Origin of the sequence: Halalkalicoccus sp. CG83, from assembly GCF_037081715.1 — an archaeon.
Taxonomy (GTDB): Archaea; Halobacteriota; Halobacteria; order Halobacteriales; family Halalkalicoccaceae; genus Halalkalicoccus; species Halalkalicoccus ordinarius.
The window spans coordinates 1,506,102-1,521,970 of sequence record NZ_JAZDDH010000001.1 but is presented as its reverse complement, the minus strand read 5'-3'; the positions used below and the strand labels follow the sequence as shown (position 1 = coordinate 1,521,970).

The window sequence follows — 15,869 nt, the reverse complement described above, 5'->3', positions numbered from 1 at the left end:
CCGATCGACAGGGACACCGCGGAGCCGGTCGTCGAGACGATGCCGGGCGAGCGCGCCCGGCGGTGGGCCGCCCACCACCGACGGACGGCCGCGAACAGCACCTACGTCTACGACTTCGTCTGGGACGTCACCGCCGACGCCGAGGGGCCGTTCTGTACCGACGTCGACGGCAACGTCCTGCTCGACTTCACGAGCCACGTCGCCGCCGCCCCGCTCGGCTACAACAACCCGTTGCTGATGGAGCGCTTCGAGGAGTTCGATCTCGTCGATCCGACGAAGATCGCCGGCCAGGACTTCTACGTCGGCTCGCCAGGGACGCCGGCGGACCCCGAGTTTCCGGGTCCGACCCAGCTGATGGACCGGCTGCGCGAGCTGACGAGTCACCTCGGGATGGATCGGGTCTTCCTCTCGAACTCGGGGGCCGAGGCGGTCGAGAACGCGATCAAGATCTGCTACGACGCGTCGGGCGGGAGCCGAGGCGTCGTCTTCGAGGGCGGCTTTCACGGGCGCACGCTCGGCGCGCTCAGCCTCAACCGCTCGAAGTCCGTCCAACGGAAGGGCTACCCCGAGCTATCAGGGATCGCGGACGTGCCGTTCTGTCGCGATCGGCACTGTAGTCCCGAGAGCTGTGACTGTGGCTTCTTCCGCGACGGGAGCTCCGCGCTCCGCGAGAAGCTCGATCCCGAGACCGGCCACCTGCCGCTCGAGGACCTCGCCTACGTGATCGTCGAACCCGTCCAGGGCGAGGGTGGCTACCGGATCCCCAGCGAGCCGTTCATGGAGGAGCTCGCGGCGGTCAGTTCGGAACACGGCGTGCTACTGATCGCCGACGAGATCCAGACGGGACTGGGCAGGACGGGCGAGATGTGGGGATCGGATCACTTCGCGATCGAACCCGACGTGATCACGTGCGCGAAGGGGCTCCGCGTCGGCGCGACGGTCTCGAACGACGCGGTGTTCCCCGAGGAGAACGCGCGGATCTCCTCGACGTGGGGAGCCGGCGACGTCGTCGCGTCGATGCAGGGCGCGCTGACGATCGACGCGATCCGCGAGGCGGACCTGCTCGAGAACGCCCGCGTCCGGGGCCGGGAACTGGTCGAGAGGCTCTCGGACGCCGGGGGCGAGGGCGTCGTCGACGTCCGCGGGCTCGGACTGATGATCGCCGTCGAGTTCGACTCGAAGGATCGACGCGAGGCGGTCATCGAGGCCGCCCTGAGGCGGGGGCTGTTGACGCTCGGCTGCGGGCACCGAAGCATCCGGTTGTTGCCGCCGCTCGACGTCACCGAGCGCGAGATCGAACTCGGTGCCGAACTGCTGTGCGCTGCGATCGACGACGTCGCATCGGAATCCACCGGGACGGGGCGCTGAAACCCGAGGAAGCGAATCGGGTTCGCTATCGTCCGCTCGTCCCGCTCGTCCCGCTCACGTCGGTGTCGGCTGCGGGGTCGTCGTCCGTATCGACGTCCCCGGTGTGCTCCAGAACGACGCTGTCGTCGGTCACCTCGTCGACCAGGTCGACGTCGATCGTCCTGTCGTCGTCGCGGTCGCCCCAGCCGAGGCTCGCCGAGATGCGGTCGGTGAGCCCGGGATCGGGCTCGACGTAGAGCGTCTCGCCCTCGACCTCGTCGACGAGGCCGACCGTGTTGCCCTCGTGGTCGACGACCGTCTTTCCCTCGGCGTCAGCCAGGGTCGGTCCCGTCGCGTCGGCCCCCGCGCCCGGACTGGTCCCGGCGCCCCGTTCGCCCCGGCGTCCCTCGCCGGTGACGTCGCTCGTGGTGTCCGCGTCGGCGGCGGATCGGTTCTCGGGGTCATCGCCTCGGTTCGGATCCTCTGTCATGGTCGATCGTTAGTGATCCGCCCACTTAACGCTGTGACAGGCAGGTGCAACCAGTCCCGAGGGGCGGTGGACGTGACCGCCACGGGCGACGAAGGGGACCGGCGGCGGGACGAGTACGTGGACGAGTCGAGATCGGAGACGAACGCCACACTCAGGGTCGTCGATGCCGTACTGCGGCCATGGACGACGACGCGAAAAGCGTCCTCCGGCGCGACCCCGTGATGGCGCGGATCATCGACGAACGGGAGCCGTACGTCGAACCCGAGTGGGACGACGGGTTCGAGCGACTGGTCGTCTCGATCATCAACCAACAGCTCTCCACGGCGAGCGCCGCCGCCGTCAAGGAACGCGTCTTCGCGCTGTTCGACGGGCCGGTGACGCCCGAGGCCGTGCTCGCCGCCGACGAGGAGGCGCTTCGCGAGGCCGGACTCAGCTACACGAAGGTCGAGTACGCGAGGAACGCGGCCGAGGCGTTCCTCGAGCGCGACCTCACGCCGGAGGGGCTCGCGGACCACACCGACGAGGAGGTGATCGCGGAACTGACCCGCATCAAGGGCGTCGGCGAGTGGACCGCCCGGATGTACCTGCTGTTCGTCCTCGAACGTGAAGACGTCCTCCCGCTCGGCGATCTCGCGGTGCGACGCGGTATCGAGCGCCTCTACGGCGACGGCGAGGAGCTCACGCGCGAGGAGATGCGCGAGATCGCAGAAGCGTGGCGTCCCCATCGGTCGGCCGCGACGAAGTACATCTGGGCCGACTACGAGGCCGACGACTGACGCCGCGTCGCTACTGCGCCGTCTCCTCTTCCTCCTCCTCTTCCTCCTCGCGATCGGGGTCGTAGTCCTCCGCCTCCGCACGGCGGCGGACGTTGACCTGGTAGTTCTCGAGGATGTCACGGCCGAGCAGGAGCGCGTAGTCCATGTGGCTGCGGTCCTCGATGCTCGCGGTGACGGTGTGCTGGTTGCCGCCGACCCCGACGACGAGGTCCACGACGGGCCGTGACCGACTGGACTTCGAGCTGCCCGAGCGAACCCGCGTGATCGACTTGATCGGCCCGGCGCCGATCTCCGCGGCGAGGCCGGTGTCGATGCTCGTCCGGGAGGCGCCGGTGTCGGACTTCGCGATCACGACCTCGCTCCCGCTGGTCCCGCTGACGATGACCTCCTCGGTGTAGCCGATGCTCGCGACCTCGCCGCGGCCGGTGTCGGCCGCCGGGGGCATGGCCGCGGGCCGCGAGTCGTCGAGCGTCGCCGAGAGGTCGCGCACGCGCTCCTCGTCGACGCTGCCGCCGCCGCGTTCGATCGCGAGCTGGGCGATGTAGGGGGCGGGGCTGACGTTCGACGCCTTGTAGAGCCCCCGGAAACCGGCGGTGGGGTTGACCTCGAGGACGAACCAGCCGTCCTCGCCCTCGATGAGGTCGACGCCCGCGTAGTCGAGTCCGACCACGTCGGCCGCGCGGGTCGCCATCTCGACGGCCTCGTCGGGGAGGCGGTCGCTCGCGTCCTCGACGTCGCCGCCGAGCGCGACGTTCGTCCGCCAGTCGTTCTCCGGCGCATAGCGGTTCATCGCGCCGATGATCCGGTCGCCGACGACGTAGACGCGGAGGTCGCGGTGTTGCTCGCCGTCGCGCTCGATGAGCTCCTGGAGGAACGCCTGTCGGTTGCCGACGCGGGGGTTGACCGTCTCCTCCGGTCCGATCTTCCAGGTGCCGCCGCCGTGGGTGCCGATGGCGGTCTTGTAGACGACCTCCTCGCCGAACTCGCCGCGACCCTCGTTGAGCCGGCGGTTGTCGAGCGCGAGCAGCGCGTCCGGCACCGAGACGCCGGCGTCGGCGAGCTTCACGCCGGTCGCGAACTTGTGCAGCGCGGTGAGCGTCGCCTGGGGCCGGTTGAGCATCGGGCGCAGCGAGTCGTAGGTCGTCGCGAGCCCCAGTTCCTCGCTCGGATGGCCGGTGTTCGAGAGCAGGAGGCGGTTCGCGATCACGTCGACGTCCGGCTCGAGGTGCACTCCCTCGGAGTCGATCTCGATCGCGGTGTTCTCCTGTCTCAGCCACTCGGTCTCGTGGCCCAAGTCCTCGACGGCGTTCAGGATGGCTTTCGTCTCCTTGCTGCTGTGCAGACTGAGGACACCCACGCGTACGCTCTCTGGCATGGTCCGAACCTCTCGGGGAACCTCCTAAAGCGTTATCGAACGCCGACGGCGATCGTGGTAGGCTTTTATACGTGGCGCCCGGAGGCCCCCTCATGGCAGCCGACCCCTCCCCGTTTACGTACGGCGGTGGCACCGTCGCGCCCGGGGAGACCGCGAACGTCCGCTACACCGTCAGCGAGACCTACCTCGGCGATCCGGTTCGGATCCCCGTGACGATCATCAACACCGAGCGGCCGGGCCCGACCGTCGGGCTGGTCGCTGCCGCCCACGGCGACGAGCTCAACGGAATCGAGGTGGTCAGGGCGGTCGCCCACGAGTGGAACCACACCGGCCTCCACGGCACCATCGTCTGTCTGCCCGTGCTCAACATCCCGGGCTTTCTCGCCCAGCAGCGCTACCTCCCGATCCTCGATCGCGACCTGAACCGCTCGTTTCCCGGCTCCGACTCCGGGACGAGCGCGAAACGGATGGCCGACCGAATCTACCGCAACTTCATCGCGCCCTGTGACTTCGTGCTCGACTTCCACACCTCGACGCGCGGTCGGAACAACATGCTCCACATCCGGGCGAACATGGAGAACTCGGACACGAGACGGCTCGCCAAGGCGTTCGCGTCGAACGTCATCATCGCGGGTCAGGGGCCGCCCGGATCGCTCCGACGCGAGGCGACCGACGACGGCGTCGCGACGGTCACGATCGAGATGGGCGAGGCCCACCGCTTCCAGCGCGCGCTGATCGACCAGGCGCTCGACGGCGTCGCGAGCGTCTTCGCGGAGTACGGCGTCAAACCCGCCGAGACCGTCCGGTGGCCCGGCTGGCGGACCGTCATCCACGACGACCTCGAGAAGACGTGGATCCGGGCGGACTCGGGCGGGATCGTCGACATGTACCACGACCGGGGGGCGCTGGTCCACGAGGGCGACACCATCTGCAAGATCACCAACCCGTTCATGACCGAGGACGACACCGTCGAGGCGCCCTTCACCGGCGTGCTCGTCGGAATCCTCGAGAACCCCGTCGTCTACCCGGGCAACCCGCTCTGTCACCTGGTCGAACTCGAACACGAGACCCGTCGGGTCGTCGAGTCGCTCCAGTCGACCGGCCAGCGAAACGGCGAGACCTGAGGTAGTAACCTCTTTACCACCTGAGGTCAAGGCCCAAACGAGAAATGAGTCAGTCGTACAACCGCGGCCTCGTCGAGGACTTCGGCCGGTGGCGCGAGTTCACCGCCGGCATGTGGGCGTGGATCTTCCACAAGTTCACCGGCTGGGTCCTCATCGGCTATCTGTTCACCCACATCGCCGTGCTCAGCACGGCCACCGTCGGCACGGGAGCGTACACCGAGACGATCCAGAGCCTCGAGAGCCTCGTGATCGTGCGCGTTCTGGAGGTCGGACTGCTCGCGGTCGCCGTCTTTCACATCCTCAACGGCGTTCGCCTGCTGATGGTCGACCTCGGTGTGGGGCTCGACGCCCAGGACAAGAGCTTCTACGCGTCGCTGATCCTCACCGGCGTGATCGCCGTCGCGAGCGTGCCGACGTTCCTCGAGGGGGCGTTCTGAGATGGCGGAACGCTACTCCTCGTTCAACTCGAACGGCAGCCTCTGGCTGCTCCAACGAATCACCGCGGCGTTCCTCGTCGTGATACTCGCCTTCCACTTCTTCCTGCTGCACTTCGTCAACCACGCCTCGGAGATCACGTTCGCGGGCAGCCAGTACCGGATGGGCGACATCAGCTACTACTCGCTGATGGTGCTGTTCCTGATCACCGCGACGTTCCACGGCGTCAACGGCGTCTACAACGGCCTGACCAACCAGGGACTGACGGGCACCCAGAAGACGGTCGTGAAGGCGGTGTTGATCGTCGCAAGCGTCGCACTCATCGTTCAGGGGATCCGAACCGCAAACGCATTCGCAGGCATTCCACTGTACTGAAATGAGCACACAACTCGAGGAGAGAGAGACGGAGGCGGAGGTCGACGCGGGTCACTCGGAGCCACGCTCGGCCTACCAGGAGCGTCGATTGGACGACAAGGAGAAGCGCCGCGAACAGCGCGAACGCGAGCGACAGGACGAGGAGCGCGCCGAGGAGGCGGAGAACACCGTCCACATCAAGGTGTTCCGCTACGACCCCGAGGTCGCGGAGAAACAGGAGCCGCGCTTCGACGACTTCCACGTTCCCTTCGAGAAGGGGATGACCGTCCTCGACGCGGTGATGTACGCGCGCGATCACCACGACTCGTCGCTCACGTTCCGCCACTCGTGTCGACAGGCGATCTGTGGTTCGGACGCCTTCTTCATCAACGGCCGCCAGCGGCTGGGCTGTCAGACCCAGATCGCGGACCTCGAAACGCCGGTTCGGGTCGAGCCGCTCCCCCACAAGGAGGTCGTGAAGGACCTGGTCGTCGACATGGACCACTTCTTCGACCAGATGGAGGCGGTCGAGCCCTACTTCCAGACGAACGAGGCTCCCGACAGCGATCTGGACGAACAGCGCCAGAGCCGGGAGAACCGCGAGAAGATCAAGATGGGAACGCGCTGTATCTGGTGTGCGTGCTGTCAGTCCTCGTGTAACATCGCGGCGGGCGACAACGAGTTCCTCGGCCCGGCGGCGATCAGCATGGCCTACCGGTTCGCGATGGACGAACGCGAGGGCGGGGACATGAAGGAACACCGCCTGCGGATCGTCGAGCAGGAACACGGCGTCTGGCGGTGTCAGACGCAGTTCTCCTGTACGAACGTCTGTCCGAAGGACATCCCGCTGACCGAGCACATCCAGGAACTGAAGCGCGAAGCGGTCAAGAAGAACCTCAAGTTCTGGTAACGGAACCCACAGCCTCAAACCACCCCACTCCTAACACACGATCATGCACGAACACGACGTACTCGTCGTCGGCGCGGGCGGTGCCGGACTCCGGGCGGCGATCGCCGCCCACGAGGAGGGCGCGGACGTGGCTCTCGTCACGAAGCTCCATCCCGTCAGGAGCCACACCGGCGCGGCCGAGGGCGGCATCAACGCCGTGCTGCGCGAGGGCGACTCCTGGGAGGACCACGCGTACGACACGATGAAGGGCTCCGACTACCTCGGAGACGCGCCCGCCGTCGAGACGCTCTGTCAGGACAGCCCGGAGGAGACCATCCAGCTCGAACACTGGGGGATGCCGTTCTCACGCGAGGAGGACGGTCGCGTCTCCCAGCGGCCGTTCGGCGGCCTCTCGTTCCCCCGAACCACCTACGCCGGCGCCGAGACCGGCCACCACCTGCTGCACACGCTCTACCAGCAGGTCGTCAAACGCGGCATCGAGGTCTACGACGAGTGGTACGTCACCCGGCTCGCGGTGACCGACCACGAGGAGCCCGAGGACCGAAAGTGCCACGGCGTCGTCGCCTTCGACGTGATGAGCGGCGAGGTCAGGGGCTTTCGTGCGCGAAACGGCGTCATTCTCGCGACGGGCGGCCCTGGACAGGTGTTCGACCACACCACGAACGCCGTCTCCAACACCGGCGACGGCCCCGCGATGGCCTACCGCGCCGGCGTGCCGATGGAGGACATGGAGTTCATCCAGTTCCACCCGACCACGCTGCCGTCGACGGGCGTCCTCATCAGCGAGGGCGTTCGTGGGGAGGGCGGCATCCTCTACAACGAGCTCGGCGAGCGCTTCATGTTCGAACACGGCTACGCGTCGAACGCCGGCGAACTCGCCAGCCGCGACGTCGTCTCGCGGGCCGAACTCACCGAGGTCAACGAGGGCCGCGGGATCGAGGACGAGTACGTCCACCTCGACATGCGCCACCTCGGCGAGGAGCGCATCATCGATCGACTGGAGAACATCCTGCATCTCGCCTCGGACTTCGAGGGCGTCGACGGCCTCGTCGAACCGATGCCGGTCAAGCCCGGCCAGCACTACGCGATGGGCGGGATCGAGACCGACGAGAACGGCGAGACCTGCATCGACGGGCTGTACGCGGCGGGCGAGTGTGCGTGCGTCTCGGTCCACGGCGCCAACAGGCTGGGCGGGAACGCGCTGCCCGAGCTCATCGTCTTCGGCGCACGCGCGGGTCGCCACGCCGCCGGCACCGACCTCGGCGAGACGCTCATCGAGACCGGCCGCACCGAGGACAGCGAGACCGGCGAGATCGATACCCCGGTCGTACCCGGCTCGATCCACGCCGACGAGGACGCCGTCGCCGACGGTGGTCCGGACGTCGGCGACTCCGAGTCCCGTCGGGCGGAGTCCGACGGCGGCTCGCGAGAGGGCGGCGCGAGCGTCGTCCCCGAAGCCACCGAGATCGTCGAGCGCGCGGTCGAGGCGGAGAACCGCCGCATCGACCACCTGATGGAGAAGGACGAGGGGGTCCAGCAGGCCGAACTCCGCGAGAAGCTCCAGAAGTCGATGACGCGGAACGTCAACGTCTTCCGCACCGAGGAGGGGCTCAAGCAGGCGCTGCGGGACATCCGCGAGGTGCGCGAGCAGTACGAGGACGTCTACGTCGACGACCCCTCGCGGACGTTCAACACCGACCTCCAGCAGACGATCGAGATGCGAAACCTGATCGACACCGCCGAGGCGATCACGCTCGGCGCGCTCGCGCGCGACGAGTTCCGCGGCGCACACTGGCGTGCCGAGTTCCAGGAACGGCGCGACGAGGAGTGGCTCAAACACACGCTGCTGTCGTGGAACGACGGCACCCCCGAGCTCTGGTTCAAGCCGGTGATCCTCGAGGGCGAGGAGAAGACCTACGAGCCGAAGATCCGCAGCTACTGACTACCGAACCACCGTTCTCGCGAGCTCGTTCGCTCGCTCCCTGACGTCGGGCGCGTCGACCGTCGACACCTCCCCGTCATCGTAGAGCACGCGTCCGTCGACCATCGTGAAGCGCACGTCGTCGCCGTGGGCCGCGAAGACGAGATGCGAGAGGACGTCGTGGATCGGCGTCGCACGCGTCAGGTCGGTCGTCAGCCCGACGACGTCGGCGCGCCAGCCCTCCCGGAGTTCGCCGACGCGCTCGAAGCCGGCAGCGCGCGCGCCGTTGACCGTCGCCATCTCGAGGATGGTCCGCGCGGGGAGGGCGGTCGGATCGAGGTCGTCGACCTTACCCAGGAGACTCGCCTGGCGCATCTCGGTGTAGGGATCGAGCGTGTTGTTACACGGCGGACCGTCGTTGCCGAGCGCGACGCTGATCCCGCGATCGAGGTACTCTCGGACCGGAGCGACCCCGCTCGCGAGCTTCATGTTCGAGGAGGGACAGTGAACGACGTGCGTTCCGGTCTCGGCGAGCAAGGCACGTTCGCGATCGCTCGTGTGGACGCAGTGGGCGAGCACGCAGTCCTCTCCCGTGAGTCCGACCTCGTCGAGCCACTCGATGTTTCCCATTCCCGTCTCCTCGCGCACGCGAGCGACCTCGTCGCGGTTCTCGCTGGCGTGGACGTGGATCCGGACGCCGTACTCGTCGGCGAGCGCACGCGCACCGCGCAGACAGTCCTCGGTGCAGGAGACGGCGAACCGCGGCGTGACGGCGTAGCGAAGCCTGCCGTCTCGCGTGTCGTGATGCTCCCGTATGAGGCGCTCGCTCTCGGCGAGCGCCTCGTCAGCCTCCTCGCGAAGTCCCTCGGGAGCGTCGCGGTCCATGAGCACCTTTCCGAGCAGGCCCCGGATCCCCACCTCGCCGGCGGCCTCGAACGCTCGGTCGGCGTGGGCGACCGAGAGGTGATCGATGCAGGCGGTAACGCCGCTCTCGATCAGTTCGAGGTAGCCCAGCGTTGCGGCGATCTCCATCGCCTCCGGCCCCATCGCGGCCTCCATCGGGAGGACGTGCTCGTAGAGCCACTCCAACAGCGCGGTGTCGTCGGCGATGCCGCGTCCGAGGCTCTGGATCGAGTGGACGTGTGCGCCGACCATCCCCGGCATCACCACGTCGTAGCGGCGACGCTGGTGATCGGGATACCGCTCGAGCAGGTCGGCGGCGTCGCCGACCGCGACGATTCGAGGCCCGTCGGTGACGACCGCGCCGTCGGGAACGACCGTCGTCGAGTCGACGACGACGGTTCCACGAACCAACATGCCCGTAGCTCCGGTGCCGTCGCGTAAATACGGTCCGACCCGGACGAGCGCTGGATTCTTGTGGACCGTTCGCCTACCAACGGCCGCGGAAGGGTGGCTCAGTGGTAGAGCGTCGGCGTACTTTCGGTACGATCGGCTTCGCGTGGTTCGAATCCCGCCCCTTCCGCTTTGCTGCGAGCAATTCCGCGAGCAACGAACGGTATCGCGGGATTCGAGCAGACCGGACGCCGTTCGTGAGCGCGAGCGAACGAAGCCGTCCGGACGAGTTCGAATCCCGCCCCTTCCGTTCGAACCCGTTCCGGACCGTTCTCGCCGAACCCCCGCTTCCGAGTCGCGTCGGGGACAAAGCCTATTATAGATTATATTTCTGATACTTATGGAGGTGAATGAATGGATCTCATGTTCGTGACGCTGGCAGTACCCCTCGCGGTCGGACTGTTTCTGACGGAGTGGCTCCTCTCAGGTCGGACACCCAGGCAGTCTCGACCCGGCCGAAGACGATAGACCGTTCGACCGAAACGGGCGAGGAGCGGGGGGACGTCGTCGCGTCCCCGGAGCGATCCGGGCGGAGCGGGCATCGAGTACCGACCCCCTCCCCGCCGCCGCTGGCGCGGTGCCAGCAACAGGTAGTTATCGATTCGTCGTCATAACTATACGGACGCTAACCGGCCGAGGGGGCCGATCGCCTGCACGGCCCGTGAACACGAGTCGATGCGGGATCGACGTCCGTCCTCCGTCACGCAGCAGGGTTACCGTCGCCGGGGCGGGTAGTCGTGGCCGTAAAATCGATCCGAACCGGGGTCGAACCCTCGTTCGATGTGACGATCGGTACCGAATAGCTAACTACTGGAGGGCCGAACGGCCCGCATGGAGGACGCCGTCGAGATGGCCCAACGGGTCCTAGATCCGTCGATGCAGGCGGAGTTCGATCGGCGCGTCGAGGAACAGGCGGAGCTACTGATCGAGGAGCTTCGACGAGGGGCCCTCGATAGCCGCGAGTTCGCGACCGGGCTCGAGGTCGAACTGTACGCCGTCGACGAGGACGGACGGCTTGCGCGCGTGCCTCATGAGGTGTTCGAGGAGGCCGACTGTAGCCGGGAGTTCGGCCGCCACAACGTCGAACTCAACACGCCGCCCTCGACGTTCGACGCGGACGGCATCGGAACGCAGGCGGCGACGGTCCGGCGGAAGCTCGAGGGAGCGGCGGCGGTGATGGACCGTCATGGTCTGCGACTCGTGCTCGACGGGATGTGGACGATCCCGCCCGCGGAGGGGAGCCTCGCGTACCTCTCGGCGGTGAGCGAGGTCGACGGGATCACGATCGCCGAGAACATGTCCTCGAACCCGCGCTACTACGCGATCGACAACCACGTGCTCGAACGCGGCGGCGGCGACGTGAGCATCGAGGTGCCGGGTGCCCACCACGCGTTCCCGTCGATACTCGCCGAGTCGCTGACCTCGTCGATACAGCCACACCTCCAGGTGCCGTCGACTGGGGAGTTTCCGACGTACTACAACGTCGCGCTCCGAACGCTCGGTCCCGTGCTCGCGTTGGCGACGAACTCCCCGTTCCTCCCTTCCGACGCGTACGATGCCGTCGACGACGAACGGCAGCTGGTCGAGGAGACGTTTCACGAGCTCCGGATCCCGGTGTTCGAGCGGACGGTGAACGCCGGACCCTGGGAGAAGGCGTGCGTCCCTCGGGACCTCGAGACGGCCGAGGACGTCGTCGACCGGCTGGTCGACGACTCGACGTGCGCGCCGTTCCTGCTCGAGTGGGAGCGGGAGGGCGACGACGACCTCGAGAACGAGTCCTGCTGGGAGCTGATCCACAAGTACGGGACGTACTGGCGGTGGGTCCGGAGCGTCATCGGGGGCGAGGCGGGCGGGGACGGCGAGGGACGCTCGCTCCGGATCGAGTACCGGCCGCTACCGACCCAGCCGAGCGTCGAGGACGTGATCTCGCTTCACTGTCTGACGATCGGACTGATCCGCGGGCTCGTCGCTGCGGAGCATCCGATCGTCGAACTCTCCTGGGCTGACGCCCGAGCGGGGTTCTACGGCGCCGTCCACGACGGACTGGAAGCCGAACTTCACTGGATCACCGCTGACGGCGAGCCGACGACGGACCCGGAGCGGATCTACCCGGAGGTGTTCTCGTTCGCCCGCCGCGGACTTCGGACACAGGGCATGTCGGACGCGAAGGCGGCGGCACGCCTCGAGCCCCTGGCGGCGCGCTGGGAGCGGCGGACGACCCCGAGTCGGTGGAAGAAGCGGCGGGTCGCGGCACGGATCGACGCGGGGGAGTCGCTCGCGGATGCCATCGAGGCGATGCAGCGGGAGTACCTCCGGCGAAGTCAGGCCGGCGAGCCGTTCGTCGAGTGGGAGTGATCGACCCGGGAACGAAGAACGAACCGCTCGGACGGCGTGTCGTGTCTCATGGAGAAATCCGAGAGGCGAGAACTATGACGAGAGGATCGCACCCGGAACCGAGAGGACCGACCGTCGGACCCCTCGTTAGCCGGAGAGGCCGTCGGGCTGCGGTCCCTTGTCGGGCCACTCGATCGCTCCGGCTTTGATCGCCCGACGAACGTACCCGTCGAACGTCTCGAGAGCGTCGGCCGCACAGACGAGTTGGCTCTCGACGTCGTACTCGACGACGTCGCCGTCGGCCAGTGCCGGGAGATCCGCGTATCGGAGCGTCGTGCGAATCTCGTCGGACGCCTCGCCCAGCTGAATGGCGATGTGCTCGCCGATCTCCTCGACCGTGGCGGGGTACCGACATCGGTAGAGGTAGTCGAGCATGTGCCATCGTCGCTCGCTCGTACGCCGGTCGGCCGCCGTCACGGCACCACCCTCGGCGTCGTCCCTGGAGCGCTCGTTAGGCATGCAAGCGGTTCTCAGGATCGCGGATGGTATATGGCCCTCACTTGCACTCGCCACGAAGTCATACCCCCTCGGACGTTGACGTCCGACGCCGCGATCCCGATTGTATGACGCTCCCTCGAACCGAGGCGCTATCCGTCCTCCTTCGCGCCGATCCTGACGAGGACGTCGACGATCGAGACGCCGGTCCCGTCGACCAGGACGGGATTGAGGTCGAGTTCCTCGAGACGGGGATGGGAAACGGCCAGATCGCCGATCCGGACGACGAGTTCCGCCAGCGCGTCGGCGTCGCCGCCGTGGCGGTCCCGGTGTCCCTCCAGAAGCGGCCCCAGGTGCGTCCGCTCGATCGCCGCCCTGGCCTCCTCCTTCGAAACCGGGGGGACGAGCACCTCGCCGTCGTCGAACAGTTCGACGAACTCGCCGCCGGACGCGACCGTGACGAGCGGGCCGAACGTCTCGTCGGTCGTGACGCCGACGAGCGCCTCGACGCCGTCGGCGGCCATCGACTGGATCAGGACTCCCTCGATCTCCGCCGCGGGATCGTACTCGGCGGCGTTCCGGACGATCCGGTCGTAAGCCTCCCGGGCCGCCTCCGTCGAGTCGACGTCGACCTCGACCGCGCCCGCGTCGGTCCGGTGGGGGAGGTCGGCCGAATCGACCTTCATCGCGACCGGGAGGCCGACCGCCTCCGCGAGCGTCGCGGCCTCCTCGGCGGAGGTCGCGAGCCGGGTCTCGACCGGTTCGATCCCGTGTGACTCGAGGAGCGAGGCGGCCTCCGTCCACGTCAACGTCCCCCCGGACGGATCCGGTCCGGACGAAGTTCGCGCGGCCGGTTCGGGGCCGTCTCCCGCCTCGCTTCCGGATCGTCGTTCGAGCGCTCGCCGCCGTCGGCCGGCGCCCACGAGCGAGGACAGCGCGTCCATCGCCCGCGAGGGATCGTAGTACAGCGGGACCTCCTCGCGAACGCGTTCGTACGGCAGGGGGCGTTCCTGACCCTCCATCGCCTCCTTGCGTCCGGTCCAGAGAAAGAGCGTCGGCGCGTCGGCGACCTCGGCGACACGGAGCACGTCGTCGGCGATCGATTCGGCGCGCTCGTCGACCGCCGGAAGCCCGATGGCGAACAGATAGGCGTCGAAGCGCTCGTCCGCGAACAGGGCTTCCGCGATTTCGGGGAGGACGTCGGCGCCGTAGCCGCGGACGTCGGCGGGGTTGTGCAGCTCCCCGAACGTGAGCAGGTCCTCCATCCCCAAGAGGGTCTCCTGCGTCTCGCCCGCGATGTCGGGCAGCTCCAGGTCCCGTTCGTCGGCCATGTCCGCGAGCAGACTCGCCAGTCCGCCGCTGGTCGAGGCGATGCAGACGTTCGGCGACGCCGCGGGTTCGTAGGCGGCGTGGGCGGCCGCCCGCCCGAGAAGATCCGGGACGTCCGGGACCCGTTCGACGCCGGCCCGTCGGAAGGCGGCGTCCCACGCGGCCGTGTTCCCGGTCAGTGAGCCCGTATGCGACATCGTCGCCTGCTCCGCGACGTCCGAACGGCCGATCTTGACCGTCAGGACCGGCGTCCCGCCCTCGACCGCCGCCCGTGAGACCTCCATGAACCGTCGAGGGTCCTCGACCCCCTCGAGGTAGGTACAGATCACGTCGACGCGCGGGTCCGCGGCCATGAACTCGACGTAGTCCGAGGCGGAGAGTCCCACCTCGTTTCCGGTGGCGACGACGTAGGCGAAGCCGACGTCCTCGTCGGCCGCCCGCTCGAAGAAGGTCGTAAAGGCGAGCGCGCCCGACTGGCTGACCAGCCCGATCGACCCTTTCTCGGGTTTCCGCGAGCACGTCGAGGTCACCACGGTCTCGTCGTGCGTGTTCGCGAAGCCGATGGTGTTCGGCCCGCAGACCGCGATCCCGTGCTCCTCGGCGACCGCCGCCAGTTCCCCTTCCAGGTTGCGTCCCTCCTCGTCGGCCTCGCCGAATCCGGCGGTGATCACGACTGCTGCGGGCGTCCCGCGTTCGGCGGCGTCGCGAACCGTCTCGACGACGGACTGGCGGGGGACGCTTACGACCACGAGATCGACGACCTCCGGAACGGCATCGATCGAGTCGTGACAGGTCTCGCCCCAGACCGTCTCTCGGCTCGGGTTCACGAAGTGGACGTCACCGTCGAACCCGTACTCCAGCAGGTTGTCGATCAGCTGTGAGGAGTACCACGAGTCCGGGCTGGCGCCGACGACGGCGATCGACTCCGGAGCGAACAGCGCGTCCATTCTCCCGCGTTGCATGGTCCGACATCCGTAGCGCTCCGAATAAGTGCGTTGATCACGACGGTACCCTCGGGCGGCGAAGGCTACGGCGAACGCGGACCACCGCTACGTTCATGGGGGACGCCGGAAGAACGAGTTCCCGATCGCTTCAGGAGTTCCGGGGTGGTCGTTCGATGATCTCCGCAACCGAGATGATGGCGTTGAACTCGGGTGGCGTCCCGGTGACTTCTACCTCCTCGCGCTCGGGATGGTACTCGACGTACTCCGCCTCGGACGCCTTCGGGAGGTGGTTGTGCTGTAGTTCGATCTCGACACGTTCGAACCGCTCCTCCGGAATGGAAACCGCCGCAGGATCCGTCTCCCACTCGACCACACGTTCCGCCAACTCCGCTATGGAGACCGGCCCGTCCTGTTGTTCGAGGTAGTAGAGCGCGTATCGTCGTCGTTCCTTTCTCAGGAGGTCGAAGATCCGATTCAGGGAGTCCATTGCTCTTCTTACCGTACCCACAACTATAACAATTATGTCACGGCCGTTGAACCGTCTATCCGTCCGAGAGTCGCCGCTCGTAGCGAGTGAGTCGCTGCCTTCCGCGACGAGGGTCCCGATCAGCGCCGCGAGCGACTCAGAGAAACACGATCAGCATCACCAACGAGAACAGTCCCATTACTGTGAGGAGTATCC

At 67.5% G+C, this 15,869-nt stretch carries 14 protein-coding genes and 1 tRNA gene; 9 read left to right on the top strand and 6 right to left on the bottom strand.

Annotated elements, in window-relative coordinates; translation table 11 throughout:
- The first annotated feature begins 3 nt into the window (after positions 1 to 3).
- Positions 4 to 1,368 carry a class-III pyridoxal-phosphate-dependent aminotransferase gene (locus tag V0Z78_RS07925; RefSeq protein WP_336345167.1) on the top strand — a complete coding sequence of 455 codons (1,365 nt, stop codon included), beginning with the start codon at positions 4 to 6 and terminating at the stop codon, positions 1,366 to 1,368.
- Positions 1,369 to 1,393: 25 nt separating this feature from the next.
- Here the strand turns inward: V0Z78_RS07925 and V0Z78_RS07920 are convergent, their stop codons facing one another.
- The gene (locus V0Z78_RS07920; RefSeq protein WP_336344093.1) at positions 1,394 to 1,837 is read right to left on the bottom strand and encodes a hypothetical protein; all 444 of its coding nucleotides are present in this window, start codon (positions 1,835 to 1,837) and stop codon (positions 1,394 to 1,396) included.
- 179 nt (positions 1,838 to 2,016) lie between these two features.
- Here V0Z78_RS07920 and V0Z78_RS07915 point away from each other — a divergent pair, with 179 nt between their 5' ends.
- Positions 2,017 to 2,613: a DNA-3-methyladenine glycosylase family protein gene (locus V0Z78_RS07915; protein WP_336344092.1), complete on the top strand. Its 597-nt coding sequence runs from the start codon at positions 2,017 to 2,019 to the stop codon at positions 2,611 to 2,613.
- Between the two features lie 10 nt (positions 2,614 to 2,623).
- On the opposite strand, the gene V0Z78_RS07910 is transcribed toward V0Z78_RS07915, so the two are convergent.
- Positions 2,624 to 3,988 carry an ATP-grasp domain-containing protein gene (locus V0Z78_RS07910; protein WP_336344091.1) on the bottom strand — a complete coding sequence of 455 codons (1,365 nt, stop codon included), beginning with the start codon at positions 3,986 to 3,988 and terminating at the stop codon, positions 2,624 to 2,626.
- 92 nt (positions 3,989 to 4,080) lie between these two features.
- Between V0Z78_RS07910 and V0Z78_RS07905 the strand changes: the two genes are divergently transcribed.
- The 5 genes from V0Z78_RS07905 to V0Z78_RS07885 are packed head-to-tail and all read left to right on the top strand — an operon-like array spanning position 4,081 to position 8,753.
- Positions 4,081 to 5,112 carry a succinylglutamate desuccinylase/aspartoacylase family protein gene (locus tag V0Z78_RS07905; protein ID WP_336344090.1) on the top strand — a complete coding sequence of 344 codons (1,032 nt, stop codon included), beginning with the start codon at positions 4,081 to 4,083 and terminating at the stop codon, positions 5,110 to 5,112.
- Between the two features lie 44 nt (positions 5,113 to 5,156).
- Entirely contained in the window at positions 5,157 to 5,549 is a 393-nt protein-coding gene (sdhC, locus tag V0Z78_RS07900; protein WP_336344089.1) for a succinate dehydrogenase, cytochrome b556 subunit, read from the top strand.
- Between the two features lies 1 nt (position 5,550).
- Positions 5,551 to 5,922: a succinate dehydrogenase gene (locus V0Z78_RS07895; protein WP_336344088.1), complete on the top strand. Its 372-nt coding sequence runs from the start codon at positions 5,551 to 5,553 to the stop codon at positions 5,920 to 5,922.
- 1 nt (position 5,923) lies between these two features.
- A complete protein-coding gene (locus V0Z78_RS07890) occupies positions 5,924 to 6,811 on the top strand; it encodes a succinate dehydrogenase/fumarate reductase iron-sulfur subunit (protein WP_336344087.1) in 888 nt (295 codons plus the stop codon).
- A gap of 43 nt (positions 6,812 to 6,854) precedes the next feature.
- A complete protein-coding gene (locus V0Z78_RS07885; protein ID WP_336344086.1) occupies positions 6,855 to 8,753 on the top strand; it encodes an FAD-binding protein in 1,899 nt (632 codons plus the stop codon).
- On the opposite strand, the gene V0Z78_RS07880 is transcribed toward V0Z78_RS07885, so the two are convergent.
- Positions 8,754 to 10,049 carry a 5'-deoxyadenosine deaminase gene (locus V0Z78_RS07880; RefSeq protein WP_336344085.1) on the bottom strand — a complete coding sequence of 432 codons (1,296 nt, stop codon included), beginning with the start codon at positions 10,047 to 10,049 and terminating at the stop codon, positions 8,754 to 8,756.
- A gap of 87 nt (positions 10,050 to 10,136) precedes the next feature.
- On the opposite strand from V0Z78_RS07880, the gene V0Z78_RS07875 reads away from it, so the two are divergent.
- Positions 10,137 to 10,215: transfer RNA gene (locus V0Z78_RS07875), tRNA-OTHER, on the top strand.
- 701 nt (positions 10,216 to 10,916) lie between these two features.
- On the top strand, positions 10,917 to 12,440 hold the full coding sequence (locus V0Z78_RS07870; protein ID WP_336344084.1) for a hypothetical protein: 1,524 nt from the start codon (positions 10,917 to 10,919) through the stop codon (positions 12,438 to 12,440).
- Between the two features lie 126 nt (positions 12,441 to 12,566).
- Here the strand turns inward: V0Z78_RS07870 and V0Z78_RS07865 are convergent, their stop codons facing one another.
- The 3 genes from V0Z78_RS07865 to V0Z78_RS07855 form a co-directional block, all read right to left on the bottom strand.
- Positions 12,567 to 12,938, bottom strand: coding sequence for a DUF7344 domain-containing protein (locus V0Z78_RS07865; protein ID WP_336344083.1), 372 nt, complete (start codon positions 12,936 to 12,938; stop codon positions 12,567 to 12,569).
- 128 nt (positions 12,939 to 13,066) lie between these two features.
- Positions 13,067 to 15,205 (bottom strand): acetate--CoA ligase family protein, encoded by a 2,139-nt coding sequence (locus V0Z78_RS07860; RefSeq protein ID WP_336344082.1) that lies wholly within the window; start codon positions 15,203 to 15,205, stop codon positions 13,067 to 13,069.
- Between the two features lie 130 nt (positions 15,206 to 15,335).
- Positions 15,336 to 15,674, bottom strand: coding sequence for a DUF7344 domain-containing protein (locus tag V0Z78_RS07855; RefSeq protein WP_336344081.1), 339 nt, complete (start codon positions 15,672 to 15,674; stop codon positions 15,336 to 15,338).
- Positions 15,675 to 15,869: the final 195 nt, after the last annotated feature.